This window comes from Pleomorphochaeta caudata (genome assembly GCF_055395745.1).
The window spans coordinates 750,347-763,056 of record NZ_AP042458.1; the positions used below are offsets into that span (position 1 = coordinate 750,347).

10 protein-coding genes are annotated in these 12,710 nt (G+C 27.0%); 2 read left to right on the forward strand and 8 right to left on the reverse strand.

Features of this window, described 5'->3' with window-relative positions; all coding sequences use genetic code 11:
• Nucleotides 1-4: 4 nt before the first annotated feature.
• The 7 genes from yidC to dnaA all read right to left on the reverse strand — a co-directional run bounded on the left by yidC (nucleotide 5) and on the right by dnaA (nucleotide 6,996).
• Entirely contained in the window at nucleotides 5-1,861 is a 1,857-nt protein-coding gene (yidC, locus tag ACZ5RS_RS03455) for a membrane protein insertase YidC (protein ID WP_464637521.1), read from the reverse strand.
• Between the two features lie 59 nt (nucleotides 1,862-1,920).
• Nucleotides 1,921-2,268 (reverse strand): ribonuclease P protein component, encoded by a 348-nt coding sequence (gene rnpA, locus ACZ5RS_RS03460; RefSeq protein ID WP_464637523.1) that lies wholly within the window; start codon nucleotides 2,266-2,268, stop codon nucleotides 1,921-1,923.
• Nucleotides 2,249-2,416 carry a 50S ribosomal protein L34 gene (gene rpmH, locus ACZ5RS_RS03465; protein ID WP_464637524.1) on the reverse strand — a complete coding sequence of 56 codons (168 nt, stop codon included), beginning with the start codon at nucleotides 2,414-2,416 and terminating at the stop codon, nucleotides 2,249-2,251. Before rpmH ends, rnpA begins: the two co-directional genes overlap by 20 nt.
• A 103-nt stretch (nucleotides 2,417-2,519) precedes the next feature.
• Nucleotides 2,520-2,831: a DciA family protein gene (locus tag ACZ5RS_RS03470; RefSeq protein WP_464637526.1), complete on the reverse strand. Its 312-nt coding sequence runs from the start codon at nucleotides 2,829-2,831 to the stop codon at nucleotides 2,520-2,522.
• Entirely contained in the window at nucleotides 2,824-3,912 is a 1,089-nt protein-coding gene (gene recF, locus ACZ5RS_RS03475) for a DNA replication/repair protein RecF (RefSeq protein WP_464637527.1), read from the reverse strand. The genes ACZ5RS_RS03470 and recF overlap by 8 nt, the downstream gene beginning before the upstream one ends.
• On the reverse strand, nucleotides 3,912-5,030 hold the full coding sequence (dnaN, locus tag ACZ5RS_RS03480) for a DNA polymerase III subunit beta (RefSeq protein WP_464637529.1): 1,119 nt from the start codon (nucleotides 5,028-5,030) through the stop codon (nucleotides 3,912-3,914). The genes recF and dnaN overlap by 1 nt, the downstream gene beginning before the upstream one ends.
• 523 nt (nucleotides 5,031-5,553) lie before the next feature.
• Nucleotides 5,554-6,996, reverse strand: coding sequence for a chromosomal replication initiator protein DnaA (gene dnaA / locus ACZ5RS_RS03485; RefSeq protein WP_464637530.1), 1,443 nt, complete (start codon nucleotides 6,994-6,996; stop codon nucleotides 5,554-5,556).
• Between the two features lie 348 nt (nucleotides 6,997-7,344).
• On the opposite strand from dnaA, the gene gyrB reads away from it, so the two are divergent.
• Both gyrB and gyrA read left to right on the forward strand, forming a co-directional pair.
• Nucleotides 7,345-9,387, forward strand: coding sequence for a DNA topoisomerase (ATP-hydrolyzing) subunit B (gene gyrB / locus ACZ5RS_RS03490; RefSeq protein ID WP_464637532.1), 2,043 nt, complete (start codon nucleotides 7,345-7,347; stop codon nucleotides 9,385-9,387).
• 12 nt (nucleotides 9,388-9,399) lie between these two features.
• A complete protein-coding gene (gene gyrA, locus ACZ5RS_RS03495) occupies nucleotides 9,400-11,910 on the forward strand; it encodes a DNA topoisomerase (ATP-hydrolyzing) subunit A (RefSeq protein WP_464637533.1) in 2,511 nt (836 codons plus the stop codon).
• Nucleotides 11,911-12,354: 444 nt separating this feature from the next.
• Here the strand turns inward: gyrA and ACZ5RS_RS03500 are convergent, their stop codons facing one another.
• The gene (locus ACZ5RS_RS03500) at nucleotides 12,355-12,573 is read right to left on the reverse strand and encodes a NifU family protein (protein ID WP_464637535.1); all 219 of its coding nucleotides are present in this window, start codon (nucleotides 12,571-12,573) and stop codon (nucleotides 12,355-12,357) included.
• Between the last annotated feature and the right edge of the window lie 137 nt (nucleotides 12,574-12,710).

Consider the following 12,710-nt stretch of genomic DNA (forward strand, 5'->3'; position numbering starts at 1 on the left):
TCAATTATTTCTTACTTTTAGCTTTTTTTGAAAAGGCAATACTTTTTTTTGTACTACTATTTTTCTTAGCTTTATTATTATTCCATAACTGTTGTAATATACTAATCGAGTTCATTACTGACCAATATAATAATAGCCCAGAAGGTGCATTATATAATACAAAGAAGAACATTATTGGCATACCATAGGTCATTACTTTCATCATTGATGCACTTTGTCCAGCTGCTGCACTTTGTGCTGATTGAGTAATTTTCATTGAGAAAATCATACTTACTGTATATAAAATTGGTAATAAGTGAATTTGATTTCCTAAGAATGGTAATGAAAGAGGTAATGTAAATATTGTTTCTGGTTGAGATAAGTCAGTAATCCAACCAGGAATAAACATAGCACCTCTTAATTCAAAATGCTTATTTAATAATCCATAGAAAGCTATAAGAATTGGGAATTGTATCAACATAGGCAAACAACCACTTATTGGATTTACACCTTCCTTTCTATACAATTCAGACATTTCTTTATTTAGTTTATCTGGATTATTTTCATATTTTTTCTTCATTTCCTCCATCTGAGGACCAAGAGCACTCATTTTTGCTGAGCTTTGCATACTTTTCTTGGTTAATGGATTAATAATAATTTTTAAGATAATTGTTAATAAAATAATATCAACACCATAGTTAGGTATTATTTTATTTAACATGGCTAATGCCCATTTTAGAATATTTTCTAACCATCCAAGCCATGATGATGCATCTACTGCTTCTTCAAGATTTAAACCTGATAAGCCAAATGCGTTATCATCTGAATGATTATATATTGATAGATTCTCTGGTAATTCTGGACCACAATAGAATCTAAAAGTATCAGTATTATAAGCGCTCTTTATTACTGGTCTTGTGTAATACATACCATTAGCTTGAGCTAGACCATCTTTATTTGTTTCTTGAGTTAGTGTAATATCATATTTTGTTGCATCAGGAATTGCAATCATAGTAAAATATTTTCCGGCTAAAGCAGACCATGTTACATAATCTTCAATTTTCTCAGACCCATCTACTCTAAGAGTTTTCTTCTTTGATTCTCCATCGTATTTTACATAGAATCTTCTATAAGAATAGTTATTATTACTTATAGTTTCAAAAGAAGGTCCAATTTGAGGTTCAAATGCTAATGTATATGCATTATTTTCAAAATTTAAAGGAATTGCTTTATTTACACTATTTTCAATTGTAATATTTACTTCAAATAAATATTCATTTTCTGCAAAAGTGTAAGTTTTTATAACATTGAAGGTATCACTTGGATTTGAATTATCATCTAATAAAGCAAAAGTTTTAGTAAAGGTAACAGTATTTCCATCTATAGAATAATTAAAGTTTGCATCAATAGGATTTTCTATATCTCCACCAGCATACATTAAGAATGCATTTTTATCAGAATTACCTTTAAATAATAATTCAACAGGTTCACCATTTTCATCTAAGTGATTTAAAGTTTTTATTGAAGAAACAGATGCACCTTTTGTATCAAAGGTAATATCTAAAACTCCATTATTATAATTAAATGATTGATCTTTTGAATTATCATCAACAGCTATAAATGAACCTGGTTTACCAGAGTTCCAAGCATCTTTTTCATTAACATATGTATAATTACTTGTTGATAAAGTTGAACTATTATCACTTGTAGATGTGCTATTTGAAATAACACTTTGAGTTGTATTATTATTTAAATTTTCTTCTTGAGCAACTGTTTCTGTTGGTGTAACAACGTCTGGGGTAAAAAATGTTGTCTGAATAAACATCCCCAATGTTACAACTACTATTGTTAGAAACATTGCCAATACAGTTCTTTTGTCCATGTCTACTCCTGTAGATAACATATTAGGTTCTATACAGGAAATGGAAATAAGGAATTTATTTAAGCTAAATAAATTCCCTGTTCTTCACAAAGTTCGAGAATAGTTTTCTCAAGTTTTTTGCTTTCAAAAACCTTTCCTGGATATACCAAAAAAATAAAATCATTGCCAGAAACAAATTTTTCTTTTTCTTTTCTCCAAATTTCTTTAATTCTTCTACGAATTGTATTCCTTTGGACAGCATTCCCATAATGTTTAATAGGTATCACAATTATTCTATTACGATTTAAATCATTAGGTGCTACTATTAATCTTATTCCACGTCTAGAAGTGGATTTACCAAGTTTAAAAGCGTTATCTATTTCTGACTTTTTTTTTAATATTTCTAATTTAGAAAGGCTTTTTCTCATCACAAACAGACAATTTATGTCTACCTTTAGCTCTTCTACGTGCTAACACTTTTCTACCACCTGCTGTAGCCATGCGTGCACGGAATCCAAACTTTCTGTTTCTTTTTACCTTACTAGGTTGATAAGTTCTTTTTCCTTTATAACTCATGATTATCTCCAATTTATCGCTTACGCGTATATTTATCAATTTATTTGGGCATAAACCCTACGAGTTGCAAAGTATACAGAGCATAACAATATCAGTCAAGTGCTTACCTACAAATAATATGTATTGTTTTTATATTAGTTAGAGGTATTTGTTTTTTTATGTTTTTCAAAATATTGTTTTTACTCATGTTTGCTTTTTGCAACCAAGCTGGATGATCTGCTGCTAAAATTAAAACATCATCTTTGATTTCTTTTATCTGTAAATGTTCTCTAAGTTTATTTTGTACTATTATATCCCATTTTTCATAAATTTCAAAATTTAATGGTTTTCTTTTTTTTAAAACATTATCTAAATAAAAGTCAATCAGTTTTTTACATGAAATTGTATCATTATCTTTACATAATCTTTCATCCATCTATTTTAAAGACTCCTTGATTAACATTATATACAATACTTTGTTGTAAATCAATTTCGTTAAAATATTTTTCATCAGGTAAAAAAGTAAAAAATGCTTGGCTATATTCACTAAACATAGATAAGAATTTATTTCTTTTTTCATGATCTAATTCTAGTAATACATCATCGACTAAAATTATAGGTTCTTTTTGTGTTTTTAATTTATAATATTTACATTGAGTAGCTCTTAAAACTAAAGAAGCTAACCGCTGTTGTCCTGTAGACCCTATAGCAGATAAATCTCCATTTTTTGTTTTTACAGTAAATTTATCCCTATGTATTCCAATATTAGTAACTGCATATTTTATGTCTTTATCTCTATTTTGATTTAAACTTTTTATAATATCATCTTCATTTTCACAATCAAGCCATGAACTTTTATATTCTAAATTTACATCTTCTAGATCTGAAACAGATTCATATAATTTAGGAAATAACTCATTCATTTCTTTAACTGCTTTTAATCTATTTTCTTTAATTATATATCCATATTTTGCTAAATTAAAATCATATACATCTAATAATTTGGTATTATTATTTTTAAGTAAAGCATTTCTTTGTTTTAATAGTTTATTATAATATCTTAAATCATCAAAAAAAATAGGATCATACATACTCATAGTTTGATTAAAATACTTTCTTCTTGACTCAGGACTTCCAGTAATAAAAGCAATATCATCATGAGAAAAAACAATACAAGGAATGTTATAAATTAACTGTTTTCTATCATGTATTATTTTTCCATCTAATTTAATTTCTCTTTTTTTATTATTAATAGAAATTTGAATTTCTCTTTTTTCATTAGTATTAGTTAAAAAATGAGCTTTTAAATTTAATTTTTTAGATGAATAATTAAGTAACTCTTTTATGTTTGAAGTTCTAAAAGAGTTACCATAACAAATAAAATACAAAGCTTCTAATAAATTTGTTTTTCCTTGACCATTAGAGCCAATTAAAAGAATTTGCTTTGTATTTAAATCTAATTTTTCACTTAAATCTAAATTTCTAAAATTAGAGCCTTGTATATCTATTATTTTCATTATTTTGGTTGTATAGGCATAACAATATGTAAGTAACTTTTTTCATTAGATTCTGGAAGTAATTTTAAAGTTTTATTAGGTCCATCAAAATTAATTGAAAAATAATCAACATCCATATTTTTTAAAGGATCTAAGAAAAAGTTATAGTTAACAGCAATTGTTATTTCTTCACCATTATATTCACAATCAATTTCTTCTAAAGCTTGTCCTTGGTCTGTAATATCACTAGTTAAAATTAATTTATTAGATTTAATATTTAAGAAAATTCTATTGCTTTTATCCAATACAAATAATTTAACTCTATTAATTGCATCTATAGTATCTTGAAGATTTAAAATACATTTAAATTGTTGATTTTGAGGAATGATTCTGTTGTATACAGGAAAACCTACTTCAATTAAAGATGAATAGAAAAATGTTTCATCAGCTAATCTAATTGCTATTAAATTTTTTTCTAAAGCAATTTCAATTTCTCCAGAGTCTTCAATAATTTTTGAAGCTACAGAAATAAACTTTGTAGGTATAGTAACTGAAGGAAAATTAGGAACAGAATCATCACATCTTTCTTTGATATAAGATAGACGTTTTCCATCAGTTGCAACCATAGCAATACCACCATCTATTTTTTGAAAAAATTGACCACATAGATAATGTCTAGATTCATCTTTAGATGCAGCAAATTGTGTATGTTTTATCATTTCTAAAAATGAAAGAGAACTAATTTTAAAAAAGTCTTTATTATCAGGAGATTCCATCTTTGGAAATTCATTAGCATCAATAGTTTTTAGTTCAAAATTAAAATGCTTTGTTGAATCTTTTGGATATATATTTAAATTATCATTATTGGTTTCTAAAATTATATTTTCAATATTAGAAAATGCTTTTAATATATCTCCAAGTTTAGTACAAGATACTGTTGTTTCACCTTCTTCAATTGTTATTACAGGAAGATAAGAAATATATCCCATATTATTATCAGTTGTTTTAATAATTAATTGATCTTGACTAGTTTGTAAATAAACATTTGTTGTTATCGATATTGAACTCTTTGTGTTTTTAAAATCGTTAGCACTAAAAATCTTTTTAGAAAAGGAATCTTTATCGCACATAAATTTCATAATTTAAATCTCCTATTGTTAATTATTATATATATATTTTTATAATAATAATAGTAATAAGGCTTGTGGAAATGTGTAAAACTTTCTTAATTTCTTTCCTTAGCAAAACTTATTCTCTATATAGCTTGTGGAAAAGTTGTGAATAAAAAAAAAGTTATTAACAAGTAATTCACAAGCTTTTATTTTCATAAAAAGTTATTAACATTTTATAAACATTATATTAACAGTTTTTGCACAGCCTTTCCACATCTTTTTCACAACTTATTAACAAGATATGCACAGTATGAATTTTGTAATCCACAATTTATTAACAGGTTTTGCACAACTTATCAACAATTTATCCACAACTTATACACATATAGAAGAAAGTAAAGAAAGTAGAATTTTAAAAATGTATATAATATATAAGGAAGAAATATTAAAAAATGCATTAAAAAAAATGCCTCTTATTATAAAAAAATTAGTAATAAAAATTACTAACTATAAAGAGACATTTATAAAATATAAATTATTTTGTTTGTTTTTATTCTAAGGAAAGAAGTGAATTTTTTATTGATTCTAAACTCTTACTTAATTCAATATTTGTTGCTTTTGCTTTTTCAACTTTTTCTATAGCATGCATAATTGTTGTATGATCTTTACTAAAATCATATCCTATTTCTGTAGTAGAAAGACTTGTTAAATCTCTTGATAAAAATATAGCTATTTGTCTGGCTGAAACTATTTTTTTATTTCTCTTTTTTCCTTTAATTTCAAAAGACGTTAAGTCAAAATATTCAGCTGTTGCTCTTATTATTTTATCTACTGAAAGGTTTTTTAAATTAGGATTTTCAAAAGGTAAAGTAGGTGCTATTAACTCTTTTGTTTTATCTAAAGTTAGCTTAACATTTGTAAATTCATTAAATGCTGAAAGCTTAGTAAAAGCAGCTTCTAAATCTCTAACATTTGTATTAATATTTTGGCATAAATAATCAATAATTTCCTCATTTAAAATGTTACCTTTTTCATTATTTTTTACTCTTAAAATTTTGACTTTTGTTTCATATTCAGGAGGTCTTAAATCTACATTTATACCTCTAGAGAATCTACTTTTCAATCTATCTGTCATAGATTTTAATTCGTTAATTGGTCTATCACAAGTGAAAACCATTTGTCTTCTTGTTTCGTATAAATCATTAAAAGTATGAAATAATTCTTCTTGTATCCCTTGTTTTTTTTGTAAAAAGTGTACGTCATCAATTAATAAAACATCAACTTTTCTATACTTATTTTTAAAATTATTAATCTGATTATTGTTTCCTAAAGAATTAATAAATTCATTAGTAAATTTTTCTGCAGTAACATAAATAACTTTTAAACGATTATTATTATTAATAATATAATTACCAATAGATTGTAAAAGGTGAGTTTTTCCAAGACCAACACCTCCATATATTAAACAAGGGTTATAAGCAATACCTGGTTCTTTTGCTATAGCTAAAGAAACATTGTAAGCAAGGCTTGTATTGTCTCCCATTATAAAGGAATCAAAAGTATATCTTTCGTTTAAATTGCTATCTTTTTTTCTTTCTAATAATTTTTTTTCTTGGTAACTATCTTTTTTATTATTTACTAAATTTGAAAAGGAAGATTTCTTAGTATCGCTAATTTGGTTTATAGTTTTGTTAATTTTTTTTTCTGCTTGTTGTGCTTTAGAAGTTTCTGTTTTTTCACTTTTATTATCATTCACAAAAAATATTATTTCCAATGATTCTTCAGTAAATTCTAAAATGTATTCATTTAATAATTTTGAATATTGGTTAGTATAATAACCTTTACGAAACTCTGATACAGCATCTATATACAATTTATTATCTTCGGCGTAAACAAATTGCATTTTACTATTTTCGGCAGATTTATTAACTTGTTTTAATTTATCTAAAATTTTATCCCATAAATCAGAATAGTATTCTTGTGTATAATTCATAAAATTATATTACTCTTTCTTAATAATGGTTGCAAGCTTTATTTGAAAAAAAACTTGGTTCGATTAGTCTAATAATTAATATAAAAAGTAAAGAAAAAAAGTTACAAAAAAGTGGTATATTTATTTTTTATAAAAGAATTTAGTTGTGATTTAAAAAATAAAATTACTTGTAACTTAATCTTGATTTTGTTATAATAAAATAGATTAAAGGTATTTTATTTTTATAATAAAATCTTCTTCTATTAATTATTTTAATAGTTAAAGAAAAAACCTAAAATATGTGCAATATTATTAAATAGGAGTTTTCTATTTTTATATTAATTTTCTTCGCACAAATAAGGAATTATCATGATAGAAGATATTAAAAAAGAAGAATCTGTAACAGAAACAGAAGATTTTATTGAGACTTCAGATACTGTTAAAAACAATGATTATGGTGCAGGTAATATTCAAGTTCTAAAAGGCTTAGAAGCCGTTAGAAAAAGACCCGGTATGTATATTGGTTCTACAGGAATAGAAGGGCTCCATCATTTAGTATATGAAGTCGTCGATAACAGTATTGACGAAGCAATGGCTGGTTACTGTTCTGAAATTATTGTTACATTAGATATTGATGAAAATGAACGTGAAGTTTGTATTGTTGAGGATAATGGTAGAGGTATACCAGTTGATTTACATCCTACAGAAAAGAAAAGTTCTCTTGAGGTTGTATTAACTCAGCTTCATGCTGGTGGTAAATTTGATAAAAACTCTTATAAGGTTTCTGGGGGACTCCATGGTGTTGGTGTTTCTTGTGTAAATGCCTTATCTGATTACCTTGAAGTAAATGTTTTTAGAGATAGAGAAATCTATAAACAAGTATATGAAAAAGGTATTCCACAAATGGAAGTTGAAAGAGTAGGACAAACTGAGAAAACAGGTACTATCATAAAATTTACTCCTGACTTTACTATTATGGAAGAAAACAAATTCTCTTATGAAGTTTTAGCTAATAGATTTAGAGAACTAGCTTTTTTAAATAAAGGTATTGCAATTTCAGTTACTGATAATAGAGATAAAGAAAATGTAAAACATGAAACTTTCCATGCTGAAGGTGGTATCTCTCATTTTGTTTCATATTTAAATGAATTTAAAAAAGTTATTCATGAAACCCCAATTGATTTTGAAGGTGAAAAAGACAACATTAGAGTTGAAGTAGCTCTTCAATATAATGATAAATATGATCAAAAAATTCTTACTTTTGTAAACAATATTAATACAAGAGAAGGTGGTACTCACCTATCTGGTTTTAAGAGTGGTTTATCAAGAACTATTAATAATCAATTACAGAAAAATACTAAATTACTTAAAAAGTTTAGTGATAAAATTGATTCATCTGATATTGCTGAAGGGTTAACTGCTATTGTTTCAGTAAAAATGCCTGAGCCTCAATTTGAAGGACAAACTAAGATGAAACTTGGAAACTCTGCTGTTTCTGGATTGGTTCAATCATTAGTTTATGAAAAATTAGGAAATTATTTTGATGAATTCCCTAATATTGCAGAAGTTATATTAACTAAAATAATTGGTGCTGCTCAAGGAAGAATTGCTGCAAGAAAAGCAAGAGAACAAATTAGAAAAAAAAGTGATGGTGGTGGCCTTCCTGGTAAATTAGCTGTCTGTTCAGAAAAAGATCCAGCAAAATGTGAAGTTTATATTGTTGAGGGAGATAGTGCAGGCGGTTCTGCTAAGCAAGGTAGAGATAGATCTTTCCAAGCTATTTTGCCTCTTTGGGGTAAAATGCTCAACGTTGAAAAAGCGCAAGAATATAAAGTAATTGGAAATGATAAATTACAACCTATTATTCAAACTCTTGGTGCAGGAATAACAAGATATAATAATGTAGTAAATGAAGATGAAGATGAACAAGATAGTGGAACTTTTGATATTGAAAAAGTACGTTATCATAAAGTAATAATTATGGCTGATGCTGATGTTGATGGTTCTCACATTAGAACTTTATTATTAACTTTCTTCTATAGATATATGAAACCATTAATAGAAGCTGGCTATGTATATTTTGCAATGCCTCCTCTATATAAAATTACTATTAATAAAAAAGTCTTTTATGCTTATGATGAAGAAGCTAGAGTAAAAATTCTTGATGAGAATAATATTACAGATTCTTCTAAAGGTGTTGCTATTCAAAGATATAAAGGTTTGGGTGAAATGAATCCTGATCAACTTTGGGAAACAACTATGAATCCTGAAACAAGAATGATAAGTAGAATTAGGTTGGAAGACGCAGAAGAAGCAGATAGAGTTTTCTCAATGTTAATGGGAGAAGATGTTGCTCCAAGACGTGAGTTTATTGATGCAAACGCAGAATATGTTTCTAATTTGGATGTATAGAAGGGAATCTTTATGGATGATGATCAAATAATAGAAAAAAATGAAAGAATTATAGATGTTGAAGTTTCAAAAGAAATGAAATCTTCTTATCTAAATTATGCAATGTCTGTTATAGTTTCAAGAGCTTTACCAGATGTAAGAGATGGCTTAAAACCCGTTCATAGACGTATTTTATATGATATGTTTGATATGGGATTAAAATCTTCTGGAAGTTATAAAAAATGTGCAAGAATTGTTGGTGATGTACTAGGTAAATATCACCCACATGGTGATGCTTCTGTTTATGATGCTCTTGTAAGATTAGCTCAAGATTTCTCCTTAAGATATCCAGTTGTAGCTCCACAAGGTAACTTTGGATCTATCGATGGAGATCCACCAGCTGCAATGAGATATACTGAATCAAAAATGAGTAAAATCGGGGAAGAAATGTTAACCGATATCAATAAGGAAACTGTTGATTTTGGTCCTAACTATGATGATTCAATGACTGAACCTACAGTCCTTCCTGCAGCTTTTCCATTTTTATTAGCAAACGGAACTAGCGGTATTGCTGTTGGTATGGCTACAAATATGGCTCCCCATAACATTAGTGAAATTTGTGCTGCTTTAGAGGCTGTAATACAAGATCCTGATATAACTATTGATGAATTAATGCAAAATTATATTAAGGGTCCAGATTTTCCTACAGCAGCTAATATTTGCGGATTAAGTGGAATTAGAGATGCTTTTACAACAGGTAAAGGAAAAATTGTAGTTAGAGCTTCTTATGAAATAGAAATTCCAGATAAAGGACATGATCAAATTGTATTTACTGAGATTCCATATCAAGTTAATAAAGCTGAATTAGTAAAAAAAATTGATGCTTTAAGAAAAGATAATATAATTCCAGGAATAGCATTAGTAAAAGATGAATCTGATAGAAACGGAATTAGAATAGTAGTTGAATTAAAATCAGGTGCTCCTGCAATAGTAGTATTAAACTTATTATTTGCAAAAACGCCATTACAATCAAATTTTAATGTTAATAACTTAGCTTTAGTAAATGGAAGACCTCAATTATTAAACTTAAAACAAATGTTAGTTTATTATATACGTCATAGAGAAGATGTTGTAACAAGACGAACTAAATATGATTTGAAAAAAGCACAAGAAAGAGCTCATATATTAAAAGGTTTAAAGATTGGTTTAGATAATATTGATGAAGTAATTAGTATTATTAAAAATAGTCCAAACAATACTATTGCTTGTGATAGATTAATGGAAAGCTTTAATTTAGATGAAGTTCAAGCTCAAGCAATTATTGATATGAAGTTAGGCCGATTATCACAACTTGAAGCTAGTAAAATTTTAGATGAATTAGCTGATTTAGAGACAAAAATTGCATATTACCAAGAATTATTATCTAGTAAAGAAAAAATACTTAATGTTATTTCTCAAGAGATAAAAGATTTAGCAAGCAGAGTTGGAGCAAAGGATAAGAGATTAACAAAGATTCATCCTGAAGAAATCGGACAAAGTAATTTAGAAGATTTTATTAAAGAAGAAGATGTTGTAGTTTTAATTAGTAATAAAGGTTTTGCAAAACGTATTCCTTTAGAAGAATATAAAGCCCAAGGTAGAGCTGGTAAAGGTTCAAAAACAACTAAGCTTCAAGATGAAGATTTTGTAGAACATATGTTTGTTGCTTCTACTCATGAATATGTAATGTATGTAACTGATGCAGGAAAGGCTTATTATACAAAAGTCTTTGAGATCCCAGAAGCTTCAAAAGCAGCTAAAGGTACTAGCATCAAAACCTTGCTACAACTTAATTCGGAAGAAAAAATAACAACTATTTTCAATTTTAAAGAATTCGATGAAGATAAATACTTAATGGTAGCTACTAAGTTTGGTGTAGTAAAAAGATGTAGATTGGATTTATTCAGAAATGCAAAATCCAAAGGTGTTATAGCTATTATTTTAGATGAAGGTGATGCTTTGTTGCATTGTGAATTTGTACAAGATGAAGATGATGTTATGCTTGTAACTAAAAACGGTCTTGCCTTAAGAATGAATGCTACTGATGTTAGAGCTATGGGTAGAGCAACCCATGGTGTTAGAGGTATTAAATTAAGAGGCGATGACAATGTTGCTGGGTTATTAAAAGTTGACAACACTAAATGTGTATTAATGGTAACTGATAAAGGAAAAGGAAAACAAGTTGCTTATGATCAATTTATGAATCATCACAGAGGAACCCAAGGTCAAAAAATCTTTAGATTAACAGATAAGGGTAGTTCTATCGTAAATGCTGTTTCTGTTAATGAAGAAAATGATATTGTTTGTGTTACTTTATTAGGACAAACTATAAGAATGCACGTTAAAGATATTTCTACACAAGGAAGAAATGCAAGTGGTGTATGTGTTGTAACGATGAAAAGTAAAGAAGATAGTATTGTAGCTTTAGCAACTACTTCATATTTTGATGAAGAAGAGGAAAATAATGAAGAGACTGAAGAAACTATCACTACTTCAGAGGAATAAATCGTTATCATATAAGAAAATAAAAAGTACATAAATATAAAGGTAATAAAGTTACCAAATAAAATCACCTATTCTATACAATAGGTGATTTTTTTATACTATAAGTGATATAAATAAGAAAAATTACCAAGCAATTTTGTTTCTTTCTAAAGAAACAAAAGGAAGAAATTTATCATTTTAATTCCTTTTGTTATAACAAATTAAATAATTTAATAAAGTGGAAAAAATAGAAAAAATATATTAAAAAAGAAGAAAAACTGATGAATTTAGTTTTTTTAAAAAAAGATACCCATAATTTGTGTTAATAAACAACAAAAAATGGGTAAATAAATAACAGAAGACGTCACTATTCTAACTCTACTTTTTAAATTTGTATATAAAAAATTAAAAAAAATACATTACAAATAAGATGTAATGTATTTTTAACTATATTAATGTTTCACGTTAAACATTTTCTACAACGATTTCTGAATCAACTTTATCTCTTAAATATCTTTCAACGCCACCTTTTAGTGTCATTTGAGACATTGGACAACCAGCACAAGCTCCTTGAAGACTTACAAATACTGTTTTTCCTTCTAATTTGATAAATTCTATATCTCCACCATCGTTTTGTAGAGAAGGGCGAATATCATTAATGGCAGCTATTACTTTTTCTTCCATGTTAAACTCCTATTTTATTATTTCTTTTGTGAGTTAAGTATACAAAAAAAAGTTTTAATCGTCTACAAAATAAAAATGGTTTGACTCTAATTTAACTTTTATTACTGACAATTTAAGATATTTGCCTTATATTTAAT